Source organism: Variovorax sp. MPBD4-3 (assembly GCF_058809745.1).
Genome location: NZ_JBXASW010000003.1, coordinates 96,624 through 114,326, shown reverse-complemented (window position 1 = coordinate 114,326; position 17,703 = coordinate 96,624). Strand labels below are relative to the sequence as shown.

At 66.4% G+C, this 17,703-nt stretch carries 16 protein-coding genes; 13 read left to right on the top strand and 3 right to left on the bottom strand.

The window, feature by feature from the left end:
• Positions 1-26: 26 nt before the first annotated feature.
• The 3 genes from AC1RVW_RS02580 to AC1RVW_RS02570 are packed head-to-tail and all read right to left on the bottom strand — an operon-like array spanning position 27 to position 2,812.
• A complete protein-coding gene (locus AC1RVW_RS02580; protein ID WP_493197829.1) occupies positions 27-1,025 on the bottom strand; it encodes an HpcH/HpaI aldolase/citrate lyase family protein in 999 nt (332 codons plus the stop codon).
• Entirely contained in the window at positions 1,022-1,813 is a 792-nt protein-coding gene (gene tam, locus AC1RVW_RS02575; protein WP_106935285.1) for a trans-aconitate 2-methyltransferase, read from the bottom strand. Before tam ends, AC1RVW_RS02580 begins: the two co-directional genes overlap by 4 nt.
• 12 nt (positions 1,814-1,825) lie before the next feature.
• Positions 1,826-2,812: a malate dehydrogenase gene (locus AC1RVW_RS02570; RefSeq protein WP_081270657.1), complete on the bottom strand. Its 987-nt coding sequence runs from the start codon at positions 2,810-2,812 to the stop codon at positions 1,826-1,828.
• A gap of 183 nt (positions 2,813-2,995) precedes the next feature.
• On the opposite strand from AC1RVW_RS02570, the gene AC1RVW_RS02565 reads away from it, so the two are divergent.
• The 13 genes from AC1RVW_RS02565 (at position 2,996) to AC1RVW_RS02505 (ending at position 17,676) form a co-directional block, all read left to right on the top strand.
• Positions 2,996-3,754, top strand: a complete 759-nt coding sequence (locus AC1RVW_RS02565) for a GntR family transcriptional regulator (RefSeq protein WP_106935286.1) — start codon at positions 2,996-2,998, stop codon at positions 3,752-3,754.
• Positions 3,755-3,980: 226 nt separating this feature from the next.
• Complete coding sequence (gene sdhC, locus AC1RVW_RS02560) at positions 3,981-4,427, top strand: succinate dehydrogenase, cytochrome b556 subunit (protein WP_493197826.1); 447 nt, start codon at positions 3,981-3,983, stop codon at positions 4,425-4,427.
• Between the two features lie 13 nt (positions 4,428-4,440).
• Complete coding sequence (sdhD, locus tag AC1RVW_RS02555) at positions 4,441-4,806, top strand: succinate dehydrogenase, hydrophobic membrane anchor protein (RefSeq protein WP_081270660.1); 366 nt, start codon at positions 4,441-4,443, stop codon at positions 4,804-4,806.
• Positions 4,807-4,813: 7 nt separating this feature from the next.
• Positions 4,814-6,622 carry a succinate dehydrogenase flavoprotein subunit gene (gene sdhA / locus AC1RVW_RS02550; protein ID WP_081270661.1) on the top strand — a complete coding sequence of 603 codons (1,809 nt, stop codon included), beginning with the start codon at positions 4,814-4,816 and terminating at the stop codon, positions 6,620-6,622.
• 16 nt (positions 6,623-6,638) lie between these two features.
• On the top strand, positions 6,639-7,340 hold the full coding sequence (locus AC1RVW_RS02545; protein ID WP_081270662.1) for a succinate dehydrogenase iron-sulfur subunit: 702 nt from the start codon (positions 6,639-6,641) through the stop codon (positions 7,338-7,340).
• Positions 7,341-7,371: 31 nt separating this feature from the next.
• Entirely contained in the window at positions 7,372-7,686 is a 315-nt protein-coding gene (locus AC1RVW_RS02540; RefSeq protein WP_081270663.1) for an FAD assembly factor SdhE, read from the top strand.
• Positions 7,687-7,710: 24 nt separating this feature from the next.
• Positions 7,711-9,021, top strand: a complete 1,311-nt coding sequence (gene gltA / locus AC1RVW_RS02535; RefSeq protein WP_081270664.1) for a citrate synthase — start codon at positions 7,711-7,713, stop codon at positions 9,019-9,021.
• A gap of 177 nt (positions 9,022-9,198) precedes the next feature.
• A complete protein-coding gene (locus AC1RVW_RS02530; RefSeq protein ID WP_493197823.1) occupies positions 9,199-10,143 on the top strand; it encodes a LysR substrate-binding domain-containing protein in 945 nt (314 codons plus the stop codon).
• 61 nt (positions 10,144-10,204) lie between these two features.
• The gene (gene leuC / locus AC1RVW_RS02525; RefSeq protein WP_081270666.1) at positions 10,205-11,626 is read left to right on the top strand and encodes a 3-isopropylmalate dehydratase large subunit; all 1,422 of its coding nucleotides are present in this window, start codon (positions 10,205-10,207) and stop codon (positions 11,624-11,626) included.
• Between the two features lie 24 nt (positions 11,627-11,650).
• Positions 11,651-12,307, top strand: coding sequence for a 3-isopropylmalate dehydratase small subunit (gene leuD, locus AC1RVW_RS02520; RefSeq protein WP_493197820.1), 657 nt, complete (start codon positions 11,651-11,653; stop codon positions 12,305-12,307).
• 37 nt (positions 12,308-12,344) lie between these two features.
• The gene (gene leuB / locus AC1RVW_RS02515; RefSeq protein ID WP_106935288.1) at positions 12,345-13,433 is read left to right on the top strand and encodes a 3-isopropylmalate dehydrogenase; all 1,089 of its coding nucleotides are present in this window, start codon (positions 12,345-12,347) and stop codon (positions 13,431-13,433) included.
• Positions 13,434-13,523: 90 nt separating this feature from the next.
• Positions 13,524-14,693: an aspartate-semialdehyde dehydrogenase gene (gene asd / locus AC1RVW_RS02510; protein ID WP_493197817.1), complete on the top strand. Its 1,170-nt coding sequence runs from the start codon at positions 13,524-13,526 to the stop codon at positions 14,691-14,693.
• Between the two features lie 268 nt (positions 14,694-14,961).
• The gene (locus AC1RVW_RS02505) at positions 14,962-17,676 is read left to right on the top strand and encodes a FimV/HubP family polar landmark protein (RefSeq protein ID WP_493197815.1); all 2,715 of its coding nucleotides are present in this window, start codon (positions 14,962-14,964) and stop codon (positions 17,674-17,676) included.
• Positions 17,677-17,703: the final 27 nt, after the last annotated feature.

Below are 17,703 nucleotides of genomic sequence, written 5' to 3'. Positions count from 1 at the left end.
TTCCTTGAGGCTGGGTTCGGGTGGTTTCAGGAGGCCGCGAGCGCAAACCAGGCTTTCGCCTCGGGGGGCAACGCGCGCCCTGTTGCGTGGGCACGTGTCAGAACCTGCCAGAAATGGCGGTAGCTCGCGCGGTCGTGCAATGTGCCATCAATTTGTGTCGGCGCCCAATCCGCGGCTGCCGCCTTTACAAGGATTTTTGTGGCAATTTGAATCTGCGCCTCGTCGGGCGCGAAGGCTTCGAGGATCGGCCGGATCTGATTCGGGTGGATGCTCCACATGCGCGTGTAGCCGAATTCGGTGGCCGCCTTGCGGGCTGCCGTGCGCATGGCGTCGGTGTTGTTGAACTCGGTGACCACGCAGTGCGACGGCACCTTGCCGTAGGCATGCGCGGCCGAAGCGATGGCCAGCTTGGCCCGCACCACCAGCGGATGGCTGAACTGCCCCGCCGCGCCCATGCCCTCGGCGGGAATGGCGCCGGCGTGGGCCGAGACGAAGTCCATCAGGCCGAAGCTCAGCGACTGCACGCGCGGATGCGCGGCGATCTCGAAGGCGTTGTGCACTGCCAGCGGCGACTCGATCAGCACATGCAGCGGCAGCGCGCCGGCGTCGGCCGCCTCGAGCGCGGACACAGCCTGCAACACATCGGCCACCGACTCGACCTTGGGCACCATCAGGTGGCTCAGGCGGTGCCCGGCGCGCCCGGCGATGGTGACCACGTCGCCGGCAAACGCCGGATGATCGACCGGGTGCACGCGCACACCCACACGCATACCGGGCCTGGCGGCCAGCGCGAGCTCGGTGACGAGCGCGGCGTGCTCGGCCTCGCCACCCACGGGGGCGCCGTCCTCGCAGTCGAGGGTGACGTCGAACACGCAGGCGCCGAACTCCTCGGCCATCTCGGCCTGGAGCGCGAGGCTCTTCTTCATGCGCGCTTCGACGCCGCTGTAGTGGTCGCACACGGGCAGCGTCACGGCGCCGGCCTGCGCGCCGAGCAGCACCTGGGCTGGGTGCACGGCGTTGGTCATGCGTTGCCGCCCTTCTGCGCGACGAAGAACATGCGCGGGAACGCGAGCAGCCGCTTGCCGTCGGTCCTTGGCGGGTAGGCCTCGTTCACGCGTCGTTCGTATTCGGCCAGATAGCTGGCCTGCAGCGCCGGCTCCAGGCGATCGACGAAAGGCTTCAGCCCCGTGCCGCGCACCCATTCGACGATGGATGCGGCGTCGGCCATGCGGTGCTGGTAGATGGTGTGCCAGACATCGACGTGCGCGGCGCGCGGCGCCAGCAGGTCGTAGTAGCCGGCCAGGTCGAGCAGCCGGGTGCGCAGCCTGTCGGCGTCGCCGATGGGCTCGGCCCACGGCGCTTCGGCGGCCACGGCGCGCATCAGCCGGTGCGTGGGCTCCTGGCGGTTGTCGGGCATCTGGACGGCGAGCACGCCGCCCGGGGCCAGCGCGTCGAACAGGCGCGGGATCAGCTTTTCGTGATCGGGCACCCACTGCAGGGACGCGTTGGCATAGATGAGGTCGGGCGCTTCTTCCGGAGAACGCGGCGCCCAGGTCGCGATGTCGCTCAACTCGAAGCGCGCCTGCGGCAGGCGCTCGCGCGCGCTGGCCAGCATGGCTTCGGAGTTGTCGGTCCCGGTGACTTGCGCCTTCGGGAACCGGTGAACCAGCAGCTCGGTGGAATTGCCCGGGCCGCAGCCGAGGTCGACCACGCGGGCCGCCTCGGTCAGCGGCACCCGCGCCAGGAGTTCCTGTGCGGGGCGGGTGCGCTCGTCCTCGTAGCGACGGTAGAGCGCGGGGTTCCAGTCGAGCATGCTGCGGATGGCTTACAGCAGGTGGGCAACGCCGGCGCGTTCGCCTTCGAGCTCTTCCAGCGTCTTGTTGATGCGTTCCTGGCTGAATGCGTCGATCTCGAGGCCTTCGACCAGCTTGTATTCGCCGTTTTCGCAGGTGACGGGGAAGCCGAACATCACGTCCTTCGGAATGCCGTACTGGCCGTCCGACGGGATGCCCATGGTGACCCACTTGCCGTTGGTGCCCAGGGCCCAGTCGCGCATGTGGTCGATGGCGGCGTTGGCAGCCGAGGCAGCCGACGACAGGCCGCGGGCTTCGATGATGGCCGCGCCGCGCTTGCCGACGGTCGGCAGGAACACGTTGGCGTTCCATTCCTGGTCGTTGATCATCTTGGCGACGCTTTCGCCGTTGATGGTGGCGAAGCGGTAGTCGGCGTACATCGTGGGCGAGTGGTTGCCCCACACGGTGAGCTTTTCGATGTCGGCCACGGGCTTGCCGGTCTTGGCGGCGATCTGGCTGGCGGCGCGGTTGTGGTCCAGGCGCAGCATGGCGGTGAAGTTCTTGCGCGGCAGGTCGGGTGCGCTCTTCATGGCGATGTAGGCGTTGGTGTTGGCCGGGTTGCCGACCACGAGCACCTTGACGTTGCGGCTGGCGACGGCGTTGAGGGCCTTGCCTTGCGCCGTGAAGATGGCGCCGTTGACGGCCAGCAGTTCGGCACGTTCCATGCCGGGGCCGCGGGGACGCGAGCCGACCAGCAGTGCGTAGTCGGCGTCCTTGAAGGCGGTCATCGGGTCGCCGTGGGCTTCCATGCCGGCCAGCAGCGGGAATGCGCAGTCGTCGAGTTCCATCATCACGCCCTTGAGCGCCTTCTGGGCCTTCTCGTCGGGGATTTCGAGCAGTTGCAGAATGACCGGCTGGTCTTTGCCGAGCATTTCGCCGGATGCGATGCGGAACAACAGGGCGTAACCGATTTGGCCGGCGGCACCGGTGACGGCAACGCGGACGGGTTTTTTGCTCATGGGAAGACTCCAGAAGGTGATGAAACGGTGTCGGCGCTCTCGTGGGGCGCCAGGGTTCTGCGGGGTGAAATACCTTCCCGCAGCGCGAGACCGGCCGCATTTTAAGCCGATTCAATAAGCCCCGTCTTATGTCTTATATAAGATATCCTCGGGGGCACCGCCACGGCGCACCCCACCGCTGCCATGAACACGCCCACAACACTCGACGAGCCCGCGACGCCGTCCTTCAGTCCGCTCTACCAGCAGATCAAGACCCTGATCCTGCAGAGCCTGCAGGCGGGCGAGTGGAAGCCGGGTGAGCCCATCCCCAGCGAGATGGACCTGGCCGTGCGCTATCGGGTGAGCCAGGGCACGGTGCGCAAGGCCATCGACGAGCTCTCGGCCGAAAACCTGGTGGTGCGCCGCCAGGGCAAGGGCACCTTCGTCGCCACGCATGCGGAGCAGCACGTGCAGTACCGCTTCCTCAAGCTCGTGCCCGATGCCGGCGATCCCAGCAGCGAAGGCCCCGCGGTGCGCACCATCGTCGACTGCAAGCGCCTGCGCGCGTCGGCCGACGTGGCCCGCGCCCTCGGCCTGCGCACCGGAGACGCCGTGCTGCAGGTGCGCCGCGTGCTGGCCTACGCCGGCGTGCCGACCATCCTCGAAGACCTCTGGCTGCCCGGCACGCCCTTCAAGGGCCTCACGGCCGAGCGGCTGCGCGCGTGGCCGGGGCCGATGTACGCGCTGTTCGAAACCGAGTTCGGCGTGCGCATGGTCCGTGCCGAAGAAAAAATCCGCGCCGTGCTGCCCGATGCCGAACAGGCCGCGCTGCTCGACGTCACGCCGCAGATGCCCCTGCTGAGCGTGGAACGCGTGGCGCACACCTACCATGACATGCCCATGGAATTGCGCCGCGGGCTCTATCGCACCGACACGCACCACTACAGGAACCAGCTGGGCTGACCCCGATGCAGACAAAGGCCGAATCACGGCGCGCCAGCGTGCGCGCGCAACATGCACCGCGTGCTACGAAGTCAATAGCATCCGACTGCAACGGTGCGCTGACTCATGCGCGTCCGCTGCCCGATGGTGCATTGCAATAGAATTTTGTGTTGTTTGCACTTCCGCATAAGAAACAAAAGCGTTCGCTCTCAGAACAAGTCATCCAAGCCACGAAAGCCCTCCCCTCATGACAGAGCTTGCAAATTCTCCCCGGCCACCGCGCCGCGAATTCCGGAACATCAACGCATTCACCGATCTGACGACCTACCGGCTTCCGCCGGCAGGCATCGTGTCGATCCTGCACCGCGTGAGCGGCGTGCTCATGTTCCTGCTGCTGCCGTTCATCATCTGGATGTTCGACACGTCGCTGTCGTCCGACTATTCGTTCGCGAAATTCAAGGGCGCCTTCAACGTCGGCATCGGCTTCGCCCCGGGTTGGTTCTTCAAGCTCGTCGCGCTCGCGCTCATCTGGGCCTACCTGCACCACTTCATCGCCGGCCTGCGCCACCTCTGGATGGACGTGAGCCACTCCGCGGTGACCAAGGAATTCGGCCACACCTCCGCCCTCTTCACGCTGGGCGCGAGCATCATCCTCACGCTGGTGCTGGGCGCCAAGCTGTTCGGCCTGTACTGAGAAGGAGCCAACCATGTCTGTGAACTACGGCTCCAAGCGCATCGTCGTCGGCGCGCACTACGGTCTTCGCGACTGGCTCAGCCAGCGCATCACGGGCGGCCTGATGGCGCTCTTCACGATCGTGCTGCTCGCACAGCTGATCTTCACCCGCGGCCCCATCGGCTACGACCTCTGGGCCGGCATCTTCGCGGCGCAGTGGATGAAGGTGCTGACGTTCTCCGTGATCGTCGCCCTGCTCTACCACGTGTGGGTCGGCATGCGCGACGTGTGGATGGACTACGTCCAGCCCGTCGCCATCCGTCTCGTGCTGCAAATTTTCACCATCGTCTGGCTTGTCGGTTGTGCGGGTTGGGCCATTCAAGTGCTTTGGAAGATCTGACCCCACCATGACCTACACAAAAGAAAAAATCACCAAGCGCAAGTTCGACGTCGTGATCGTCGGTGCCGGCGGCTCCGGCATGCGCGCCTCTCTGCAACTCGCACGTGCCGGCCTCAACGTGGCCGTGCTCTCCAAGGTGTTCCCGACCCGTTCGCACACCGTCGCTGCCCAGGGCGGCGTGGGCGCCTCGCTCGGCAACATGAGCGAGGACAACTGGCACTACCACTTCTACGACACGATCAAGGGCTCCGACTGGCTCGGCGACCAGGACGCGATCGAGTTCATGTGCCGCGAAGCACCGAAGGTCGTGTACGAGCTCGAACACTTCGGCATGCCGTTCGACCGCAACCCCGACGGCACCATCTACCAGCGTCCGTTCGGCGGCCACACCGCAAACTACGGCGAGAAGCCCGTTCAACGCGCCTGCGCCGCGGCCGACCGCACCGGCCACGCGATGCTGCACACGCTCTACCAGAAGAACGTCGAAGCCCGCACCCAGTTCTTCGTCGAATGGATGGCGCTCGACCTCATCCGTGACGACGAAGGCGACGTGGTCGGCGTGACCGCCCTCGAAATGGAAACCGGCGACCTGCACATCCTGCAGGCCAAGACCGTGCTGCTGGCCACCGGCGGCGCGGGCCGCATCTTCCAGGCCTCGACCAACGCCTTCATCAACACCGGCGACGGCCTCGGCATGGCTGCACGCTCGGGTATCCCGCTGCAGGACATGGAGTTCTGGCAGTTCCACCCGACCGGCGTGGCCGGCGCGGGCGTGCTGCTGACCGAAGGCTGCCGCGGCGAAGGCGCGATCCTGCTGAACAGCAACGGCGAACGCTTCATGGAGCGCTATGCGCCCACGCTGAAGGACCTGGCGCCGCGCGACTTCGTCTCGCGCTCCATGGACCAGGAAATCAAGGAAGGCCGAGGCTGCGGTCCCAACAAGGACTACGTGCTGCTCAAGCTCGACCACCTGGGCGCCGACACCATCCACAAGCGCCTGCCGTCGGTGTACGAAATCGGCGTCAACTTCGCCAACGTCGACATCACGAAGGAACCGATCCCCGTCGTGCCGACCATCCACTACCAGATGGGCGGCATCCCCACCAACATCCACGGCCAGGTCGTGGTGCAGAAGGGCGAGGACAACAGCGCCGTGGTGAACGGCCTCTACGCCGTGGGCGAATGCTCCTGCGTGAGCGTGCACGGCGCCAACCGCCTGGGCACGAACTCGCTGCTCGACCTGCTGGTGTTCGGCCGCGCGGCCGGCAACCACATCGTCGAGTTCAACGACAAGCTCAAGGAACACAAGCCCCTGCCCAACGATGCGGCCGACCGCACGCTGGAGCGCCTGAACCGCCTCGAGTCGACCACCACCGGCGAATACGCCCAGGACGTGGCCGGCGAGATCCGCGCCGTCATGCAGCAGCATGCCGCCGTGTTCCGCAAGCAGGCCTCGATGGACGAAGGCGTGGTCAAGATCGCCGCCGTGCGCGAGCGCGTCAAGGCCATCGGCCTGAAGGACAAGTCGAAGGTGTTCAACACCGCCCGCATCGAAGCGCTGGAAGTCGACAACCTGATCGAAGTGGCGCAGGCCACCATGGTTTCCGCAGCAGCCCGCAAGGAATGCCGCGGCGCGCACACGGTGGAAGACTACGAACGCCCGGCGGACGACCCGGTCGCGCCGCTCGGCCGCGACGACGCCAACTGGATGAAGCACACGCTCTGGTACAGCGAAGACAACCGCCTGTCGTACAAGCCGGTCAAGCTTCAGCCCCTGACGGTCGCCTCGGTGCCCCCGAAGGTCCGGACATTCTAAAAATTAGGAACATACGATGAAGCGCACATTCCAGATCTATCGCTACGACCCGGACAAGGACGCCAAGCCCTACATGCAGACCGTCGAGATCGAACTCGACGGCCATGAGCGCATGCTGCTCGACGCCCTGATGAAGCTCAAGGCGCAGGACCCGACGCTGTCGTTCCGCCGTTCGTGCCGCGAAGGCGTCTGCGGATCCGACGCGATGAACATCAACGGCAAGAACGGTCTGGCCTGCCTGACCAACATGAACACGCTCAAGGGCACCGTCGTGCTCAAGCCGCTGCCGGGCCTGCCCGTCATCCGCGACCTGATCGTGGACATGACGCAGTTCTTCAAGCAGTACAACTCGATCAAGCCGTACCTGCAGAACGACAGCGTGCCGCCAGAGAAGGAGCGCCTGCAGTCGCCCGAAGAGCGCGAGGAGCTCAACGGCCTGTACGAGTGCATCCTGTGCGCGAGCTGCTCCACGAGCTGCCCGAGCTTCTGGTGGAACCCCGACAAGTTCGTGGGCCCGGCCGGCCTGCTGCAGGCCTACCGCTTCATCGCCGACAGCCGTGACGAAGCCACCGCCGAGCGCCTGGACAACCTGGAAGACCCGTACCGCCTGTTCCGCTGCCACACGATCATGAACTGCGTGGACGTGTGCCCGAAGAGCCTGAACCCGACCAAGGCCATCGGCAAGATCAAGGAATTGATGGTGCGCCGCGCCATCTGATCCCTGATCCATATTGCCTAGAGACGCCACCATGCAACCCGCCGCCGACCTCGACCAGCCGCTCAGCGAACGTGCGCTGAGCAAGCTGAAATGGCGCTGCCGGCGCGGACTGCTCGAGAACGACCTGTTCATCGCCCGCTTCTTCGAGCGACACGAATCCCGCATGACCGTGGGTCAGGCGGGAGCGATGGAGACACTGATGGACCTGTCGGACAACGATCTCCTCGACCTCCTTCTGTGCAGAAAGGAGCCCGAGCCCGAATGGGCCGGGGCCGAGGTGGTCGCATTGCTGCAGCTGATGCGCACCGACGGTGCGCAGCGGCCCGCAATTTCTCCTTCGTCCTGAATCCACCTCTGAAAGTAAACCGAAATGAAAGCATCCGATACCAAGGCCACGCTGTCGTTCAGCAACGGCGGCGACAGCGTCGATCTGCCGATCTACAAGGGCACCGTGGGCCCCGACGTGATCGACATCCGCAAGCTGTACGCACAGACCGGCATGTTCACGTACGACCCGGGCTTCATGTCGACCGCCGCCTGCCAGTCGGCCATCACGTACATCGACGGCGACAAGGGCGAACTGCTGTATCGCGGCTACCCCATCGAGCAGCTGGCCACCAACTGCGACTTCCTCGAGACCTGCCACCTGCTGCTGTACGGTGAACTGCCGGACCAGGCCAAGAAGGAAAACTTCACCAAGGTCGTGACGAACCACACCATGGTGAACGAGCAGATGCAGTTCTTCCTGCGCGGCTTCCGCCGTGATGCCCACCCGATGGCCATCATGACCGGCCTCGTGGGCGCCCTGTCGGCCTTCTATCACGACAGCACGGACATCAACAATCCCGAGCACCGCGAGATCGCCGCGATCCGCCTGATCGCGAAGATGCCCACGCTCGTGGCCATGGCGTACAAGTACACGATCGGCCAGCCGTACATGTACCCGAAGAACGACCTGAGCTACGCTGGCAACTTCCTGCACATGATGTTTGCCACGCCCTGCGAGGAGTACAAGGTGAACCCGGTGCTCGAGCGCGCGCTCGACCGCATCTTCATCCTGCACGCAGACCACGAGCAGAACGCCTCGACCTCGACGGTGCGCCTGTGCGGCTCGTCGGGCACGAACCCCTTCGCGGCCATCGCGGCCGGCGTGGCCTGCCTCTGGGGCCCGGCCCACGGCGGCGCCAACGAAGCAGCACTCAACATGCTGTACGACATCCAGAAGGAAGGCGGCGTCGAGAAGATCGGCGAGTTCATCAAGAAGGTCAAGGACAAGAACTCGAACGTCAAGCTCATGGGCTTCGGCCACCGCGTGTACAAGAACTACGACCCGCGCGCCAAGCTGATGCAGGAAACCTGCAACGAAGTGCTGACCGAGCTGGGCCTGGAGCAAGACCCGCTGTTCAAGCTCGCCAAGGAACTGGAAAAGATCGCCCTGGAAGACGAGTACTTCGTGTCGCGCAAGCTGTACCCGAACGTCGACTTCTACTCGGGCATCGTGCAGCGCGCCATCGGCATCCCGGTGCCGCTGTTCACCGCGATCTTCGCGCTGGCCCGCACGGTCGGCTGGATCGCCCAGCTGAACGAAATGATCGGCGACCCCGAGTACAAGATCGGCCGCCCGCGCCAGCTGTTCGAAGGCTCGCCGAAGCGTGACGTGAAGCCGATCTCGGCTCGCTGATCGAGCGCTGCTCGACCTTTGAAAAAGCTGCCTCCGGGCAGCTTTTTTCGTTTGGAGGCCACTGCCGTCCGAGGCTCTTCGCCAGCGGGCACTGAGGTCATCGCATATCACGATGGCTTCAAGGGAAAAACAAGAAGAAAATAGGCAACTCATCGCCAGCCGCGATGCCCAAGCCCCATGAGCACCTCAGAACGCAACTTCGCCCGCCGCATCGACCTCACGTCGCTGCAGCTGTTCGTGGCCGTTTGCGAACTGGGCAGCATCGGCCGCGCGTCGGAGCGCGAGTTCATCGCGGCGTCGGCCATCAGCAAGCGGCTGTCCGACCTCGAAGCCACGCTGGGCACCACCCTGCTCTACCGCCATGCGCGCGGCGTCGACCTCACGCCGGCCGGCGAAAGCCTGCTGCACCATGCGCGCTCGGTGCTCTACAGCCTCGAGAAGATGCAGGGGGAGCTCAGCGAATACGCCGACGGCGTGCGCGGCCATGTTCGGGTGCATGCCAACATTTCGGCCATCGTGCAGTTCCTGCCTGAAGACCTGGGCGTTTTCACGCGGGCGCACGAGGCCATCAAGATCGACCTCGAGGAGCACCTGAGCAGCGAGGTGATCCGCGCGGTGCAGGAAGGCGCGGCCGACCTCGGCGTGTGCCACGTGGCCGGCGGCGCGGGCGAGCTGCAGAGCCTTTCCTACCGGCATGACCGCCTTGCGCTCATCGTGCCCACCGGCCACCTGCTGGCCGCACGAGGCGCCATCGACTTCATCGACTCGCTCGACTTCGACCACGTCGGCCTGCACACCAACAGCTCGATCTACGTCGCCATGCACGAGGCGGCATTGAATGCCGGGCGCAGCATCAAGCTGCGCATCCACGTCACGGGCCTGGACGCCATGTGCCGGATGATCGAGAACGGCCTGGGCATCGGCGTGATGCCGCAGCGCGCCTTCGAGCTGATGCGGAACGGCATCGGCCGCGGCCTGGCGAGCATCGCCCTGAACGACGCGTGGGCGGCACGCGAGATCCGCCTCGTGGCGCGCGATTTCTCCACCCTGCCGGTGGCCGCGCGGTCGCTGGTGAACCACCTGCACGCCGCCGCGGACGCGGCAGAACAACTCGCGGCCTGAACCCACATTGCAGCCGCACACACTGACAATCCATTTCCCCACGAAAGACAAAGAGACCGACATGGCACGCACGCTCTACGACAAGATCTGGGACGAACACGTCGTCCATACCGAGGAAGACGGCACCGCGATCCTCTACATCGACCGCCACCTGGTGCATGAAGTCACCAGCCCGCAGGCCTTCGAAGGCCTGCGCGAAGCCGGCCGCAAGCTGTGGCGCATCAGCTCGGTCGTGGCCACGGCCGACCACAACACGCCCACCACGGGCTGGGAGCGCGGCTACGAAGGCATTGCCGACCCGACCAGCAAGGAACAGGTGACCACGCTGGACCACAACATCGCCGAATTCGGCGCCGCCGCGTTCTTCCCGTTCCTGAGCAAGCGCCAGGGCATCGTGCACGTGATCGGCCCCGAATCGGGCGCGACGCTGCCGGGCATGACTGTCGTCTGCGGCGACTCGCACACCTCCACGCACGGCGCGTTCGGCGCGCTGGCGCACGGCATCGGCACCAGCGAGGTCGAGCACGTCATGGCCACGCAGACGCTGCTGGGCAAGAAGGCGAAGAACATGCTCGTGAAGGTCGAGGGCAAGCTGCCGCTGGGCTGCACGGCCAAGGACATCGTGCTGGCCATCATCGGCAAGATCGGCACTGCCGGCGGCACGGGCTACACCATCGAGTTCGCCGGCTCGGCCATTCGCGACCTGAGCATGGAAGGCCGCATGACGGTCTGCAACATGGCCATCGAGGCCGGTGCGCGCGCCGGGCTGGTGGCGGTCGACGAGAAAACCATCAGCTACGTCAAGGGCCGCCCGCTCGCGCCCACCGGCGTGGAATGGGAGCAGGCCGTGAGCTACTGGCGCACACTGCAGTCCGACCCGGGCGCGAAGTTCGATGCGGTGGTGGAGCTCGACGCCACGCAAATCCAGCCGCAGGTCACCTGGGGCACCTCGCCCGAGATGGTGGTCGAGATCAACGGCCGCGTGCCCGATCCCGACAAGGAGAAGGACGCGAGCAAGCGCGGCGCCATCGAGCGCGCGCTGGTCTACATGGGCCTGGAGCCCAACAAGGCCATGAACGACATCTTCATCGACAAGGTGTTCATCGGCTCGTGCACCAACAGCCGCATCGAAGACATGCGCGAAGCCGCCGCCGTGGTCAAGAAGCTGGGCCAGAAGGTCGCGAAGAACGTGAAGCTGGCCATGGTCGTGCCCGGCTCGGGCGTGGTGAAGGAACAGGCCGAGCGCGAAGGCCTCGACGTGATCTTCAAGGCCGCGGGCTTCGAATGGCGCGAGCCCGGCTGCTCGATGTGCCTGGCCATGAACGCCGACCGCCTGGAACCCGGCGAGCGCTGCGCATCGACCAGCAACCGCAACTTCGAAGGCCGCCAGGGCGCCGGCGGCCGTACCCACCTCGTGAGCCCGGCCATGGCCGCCGCCGCCGCCGTGCACGGCCATTTCGTCGACGTGCGCACTTTTGCCTGATCTGGCCTGACCTGGAGACATCACATGCAGAAATTCACCGTGCACAAGGGCCTCGTGGCGCCGATGGACCGCGAGAACGTCGACACCGACGCCATCATTCCCAAGCAGTTCCTCAAGTCGATCAAGAAGACCGGCTTCGGCGTGAACCTGTTCGACGAATGGCGCTACCTCGATCCGGGCCTGCCCGGCCAGGATCCGGCCAGCCGCAAGCCGAACCCCGACTTCGTGCTCAACCAGCCGCGCTACACGGGCGCCTCGGTGCTGCTGGCGCGCAAGAACTTCGGCTGCGGCTCGTCGCGCGAACATGCGCCGTGGGCGCTCGACCAGTACGGCTTTCGCGCGATCATCGCGCCGAGCTACGCCGACATCTTCTTCAACAACAGCTTCAAGAACGGCCTGCTGCCGATCGTGCTGTCCGAAGCACAGGTGGGCCAGTTGTTCGACGAGACCTTCGCCTTCCCCGGCTATACGCTGACCATCGACCTGGAGCGCCAGGTGGTGGTGAAGCCCGACGGCCAGGAGTTCGCGTTCGACGTGCAGGCCTTCCGCAAGTACTGCCTGATCAACGGGCTGGATGACATCGGCCTCACGCTGCGCCACAAGGACAAGATCAAGGCCTTCGAGGCCGAGCGCCTGGCGCAGAAGCCCTGGCTCGCGCATACGATGCTGGCCAACGCCTGAACGCGTTCCGTTTTCCCATCTTCCACATACGACAAAAATGAAAATCGCAGTTCTCCCGGGTGACGGCATCGGCACCGAAATCGTGGCCGAAGCGGTCAAGGTGCTCGACGTCCTCGACCTGAAGTTCGAGATGGAATCGGCGCTGGTCGGCGGTGCCGCCTACGAGGCGCACGGCCATCCGCTGCCCGAATCGACGCTCAAGCTGGCCAAGGAATCCGACGCGGTACTGTTCGGCGCCGTCGGCGACTGGAAATACGACAAGCTCGACCGGCCGCTGCGCCCCGAGCAGGCCATCCTGGGCCTGCGCAAGAACCTGGGCCTGTTCGCCAACTTCCGCCCGGCCATCTGCTACGAGGAGCTGGTGGACGCTTCGAGCCTGAAGCCCGAGCTGATCGCCGGCCTGGACATCCTGATCATCCGGGAGCTCACCGGCGACATCTACTTCGGCCAGCCGCGCGGCCGCCGCACAGCCGTCGACGGCCACTTCCCGGGCGCCGAGGAAGCCTTCGACACGATGCGCTATTCGCGCCCCGAGATCGAGCGCATCGCGCGCGTGGCCTTCGAGGCGGCACGCAAGCGCAGCAAGCGCGTGACCAGCGTGGACAAGAACAACGTGCTGGAAACCTCGCAGCTGTGGAAAGACGTGATGCTCGACGTCGCGAAGGAATATCCGGACGTCGAGCTCGACCACATGCTGGTCGACAACGCGGCCATGCAGCTCGTGAAGGCGCCCAAGAAGTTCGACGTGGTGGTCACCGGCAACATGTTCGGCGACATCCTCTCGGACGAGGCCGCGATGCTCACCGGCTCCATCGGCATGCTGCCCTCGGCGTCGCTCAATTCGAGCAACCAGGGCCTGTACGAGCCCAGCCATGGCAGCGCCCCGGACATTGCAGGCAAGGGGGTTGCCAATCCTTTGGCTACAATACTGTCCGCTGCCATGATGCTCCGCTTCTCACTCAACCAAGCCGAGGCTGCCGACCGTATCGAGTCGGCGGTCAAGGTCGTGCTGGCCTCCGGCTTGCGCACGGGTGACATCTGGTCTGAAGGTACGAAGCGCGTCGGCACCCGCGAAATGGGCGACGCGGTCGTTGCAGCAATCACCAAAAAGACGATTACCGGCTAACCGCAGCCCGCTTCGTCACGCCCCTCCCCGGCTCGACGAGTCGGGGGCAAAAAAAGACAACTTTTTCTTTTTTCATAAGGGCAAACTGAAATGGCGAACGCATCTCAACCTCTGGTCGGCCTCGTTGGCTGGCGCGGCATGGTCGGCTCGGTCCTGATGGACCGCATGCAGGCCGAAGGCGACTTCGGTCTGATCGAGCCGATCTTCTTCTCGACCTCCAACGCCGGCGGCAAGGCCCCGGCCATGGCCAAGAACGAGACCGCGCTGAAGGATGCGAACGACATCGAAGCACTGAAGAAGTGCGACATCGTCATCACCTGCCAGGGCGGCGACTACACCAGCGAGGTGTTTCCCAAGCTGCGCGCCGCGGGCTGGAACGGCCACTGGATCGATGCCGCCTCCACCCTGCGCATGAAGGATGACGCCATCATCGTGCTCGACCCGGTGAACCTGCCGGTCATCGAGAACGCGCTGGTCAAGGGCGGCAAGAACTGGATTGGCGGCAACTGCACCGTGAGCTGCATGCTCATGGGCGTGGGCGCCCTCTACAAGGCCGGCCTGGTCGAATGGATGACCAGCATGACCTACCAGGCAGCCTCTGGCGGCGGCGCGCAGCACATGCGCGAACTGCTGACCCAGTTCGGCACCCTGAACGCCGAAGTGCGCGCGCTGCTGGACGACCCGAAGTCGGCCATCCTCGAAATCGACCGCAAGGTGCTGCACAAGCAGCAGAACCTGAGCGCCGCCGAGACCGCCAACTTCGGCGCGCCGCTGGGCGGCTCGCTGATCCCCTGGATCGACAAGGACCTGGGCCTGGGCAAGAGCCAGGACGATGCCGAATGGGGCTTGTCCAAGGAAGAATGGAAGGGCGGCGCCGAGACCAACAAGATCCTGGGCCAGGGCGCGGGCTTCGGCACCGCCGCCGTGCCGGTCGACGGCTTCTGCGTGCGCATCGGCGCCATGCGCTGCCATAGCCAGGCGCTGACCTTCAAGCTCAAGAAGAACGTTCCGCTGGCCGACATCGAAGCGATGATCGCCGCCGACAACCCGTGGGCGAAGGTCGTGCCGAACACGCGGGAAGCAACGGTCAAGGACCTCACGCCGGTGGCGGTGACGGGCACCATGAACATTCCGGTCGGCCGTATCCGCAAGCTGGCGATGGGCCCGGAATACGTTGGCGCATTCACCATCGGCGACCAATTGCTGTGGGGCGCTGCGGAACCGCTGCGCCGCATGCTGCGCATCCTGCTCGAAGCCTGATGCGGGGTGCTCAGGGCCTTTTGAAACACAAATTGTTGCCGAAAGGCAACATAAGATGTGATCGTAAGTATGCGCGCACTGGGTAGAAATGGCGCATTGCCTTGTCAGTGCGTAGTGATGGTGCTAACGTCCTCTTACAAATTCTGGGCCTGAGCCGCCCCCTATCAGCATGACAAGACATCTGTTGCCTGCGGCCAGCCCTTCGGCCGCTCGCCCGCATCTGCCATCGAACGGTTGGCGCCTTTCCATTCTGGGCGCCGCGGCCGCCGTGGCTCTGGGCCTCGCCAGCAGCGACGCCAGCGCGTTCGCGCTGGGTCAGCTGAAGGTCCAATCGGCGCTCGGCGAACCGTTGCGCGCCGAGATCGACGTGACCGAGATCGCTGCCAACGAGGCGGACGGCCTGAAGATCAACATCGCCACGGCCGAAGCCTTCAAGAACGCCGGCGTGCCGTACAACCCGGCGCTCAGCGACGTGCGGGCGACCCTGCAACGTCGTGCAGGCGGCCAGTACGTGGTGCGCCTGAGCGGCAACCGCCCTCTCAACGACCCGTTCATCGACCTGCTGCTGGAAGCCAACGGCTCGTCGGGCCGGATCGTGCGCGACTACACCGTGCTGCTCGATCCGCCGGCCACGCGGCAGGCGGCAGCACCGAGCGTGCCGGCAGCCCCGATTGCCCCGCAGATCACGACGCCCGTCGAGCGCCCGGCCGCACGCGCGCGCCGCGAGCGTGCACCGGTGGCCGCCGCGCCTTCGGCTCCCGTCGCTGCGGCGCCCGCGCCGGTAGCCGCCGCTCCGGCAGCTCCCGCCGTTGCCAGCGCCCCCGCCCGTACCGGCGGCGGCGGCGGTGAACAGGTCACGGTGCAGCGCGGCGACACCGCCAGCAAGATCGCCGGCGCCTACAAGCCGGCCGACGTGTCGCTCGACCAGATGCTCGTGGCCCTGCTGGCCGCCAACCCCAATGCCTTCATCGGCGGCAACGTCAACCGCATGCGCGCGGGCGCCGTGCTCGACCTGCCGACCGCCGCCCAGGCAGCAGCCACGCCGGCCGCCGAGGCGCGCCGCACCGTCACGGCGCAGAGCCGCGACTTCGGCTCCTACCGCCAGCGCCTGGCCGAGAATGCGCCGACCTCGAACGTCGCGGCCGCCAGCCGCAATGCCTCGGGCAAGCTGCAGGCCAACGTCGAAGACCGCAACGCCGCTGCCAGCGCACCCGACAAGCTCACCATCTCGCAGGGCAGCGCCTCCACCCGCGCAGCCGACGAAAAAGTCGCGCAGGCCCGCCAGGCGCAGGACGCGAGCAACCGCGTCGCAGAGCTGTCGAAGAACATCGAGGAGCTGAACAAGCTCAAGAGCAGTACCGGTGCGGCCGCGCCGGCAGCCGCCCCCGGCACGCCGGGCATTCCTGTTCCGGCCCCGTCCACGGCTGCCACGACGGCACCCGCGGCAGCCAGCCCAGCGCCGGCACCGGCCGCGGCACCCACGCCAGCTCCGTCGGCCCCGGCCGCCGCGACGCCAGCCCCTGCTGCCGCTGCAGCCGCTGCACCTGCGGCAGCCCCCGCCGCCCCCACGCCTGAAGCGACCGCTGCCGCCGCCGCGCCCGCGGCAGCAACCACGCCCGCGGCAACGCCCGCGGCCGATGCCGCAGCCACGACGCCTGCCGCCGCCCCGACGGGCGATGCCGCCGCGCCGAAGCCGGCCTCGAAGAAGGTTGTGGCACCGCCACCGCCCCCGCCGGAGCCCACCTTCTTCGAAGAACTGCTGGACAACCCGCTGATGCTGGCCGGCGCCGCGCTGATCGCGCTGCTGGTCGGCTTCCTGCTTTATCGCGTGCTGGGCCGCCGCCGCGAGGAAATGAGCGAAAGCGTGTTCCTCGAGAGCCGCATTCCCAAGGACTCGTTCTTCGGCGCCAGCGGCGGCGAATCGGTCGACACCAAGAACCGTGGCGACTCCACGGTGTCGTCGCTGTCGTACTCGCCGAGCCAGCTCGACGCGGGCGACGTCGACCCCGTGGCCGAAGCCGACGTCTACCTGGCCTACGGCCGCGACCTGCAGGCCGAGGAAATCCTGCGCGAAGCGCTGCGCCTGAACCCCGACCGCACGGCGATCCATCTCAAGCTGCTCGAAATCCATGCCAAGCGGCGCGACGTGCGGGCCTACGAAAGCCTCGCCACCGAAGTGCACAAGCTGACCGGCGGCCTGGGCTCCGAATGGACGCGCGTGGTCGACATGGGCAAGGACCTCGATCCGGGCAACCCGCTGTACGAATCCGGCGCCAGCCGCAGCGGCGGTGGCGCCAGCGCCGCCGAAACGGCCGCCTTCGCCGGCGCCCTGGCCGCGGCCGCCAAGCCGGTGGCTGCGCCTCCCGCTTCGCCGCCGGTGGCTGTCGCTCCGCCCGCCTTCGTTCCGTCGGTGGCACCGCTGGACTTCGATCTCGACCTGACCGCGCCGCCGCCCCCTGCTCCCGCCCCGGCGCCGGCTCCGAACCATGCCCCGGTCGGCGCCAGCCTGCCGAAGTCGGCCTACGCGCCCGCGCCGACGGCCGCTCGCCCCGCCGCACCGCTGTCGAACGGCCACGCTGCGACGCCCGTCGACCTGGAGAACGACTTCGACACCGCGCCAGGCGCACTGACCGCCCTGACGCCCGACACCCGCCCCTCTTCGCTGAGCGACGCTGAGCACAACACCCGCCCCGCCATGCTGCGCAACTCGCTGCCGGCGGACTCGGGCTTCATCGAGTTCGACATGAGCGCGCTGGCCGGCCTGCCGGCTCGCAGCGCCGAAACGCCCGTGGCACGCCCCACGGTCTCCACGCACGACGACGAGGGCGACGACAGCCCCCACGCCGTCAAGCTGTCCCTCGCACGCGAACTGCAGGCCATCGGCGACGTCGAAGGCGCGCGCTCGCTGGTGGAGGAAGTCGAAGCCGAAAGCGCTGGCGACCTCAAGTCGCAAGCCCGTCAGCTGCTCGCGGAACTGCGCTGAGCGGTTGGCGTTGTTCCTGTTCCTGAA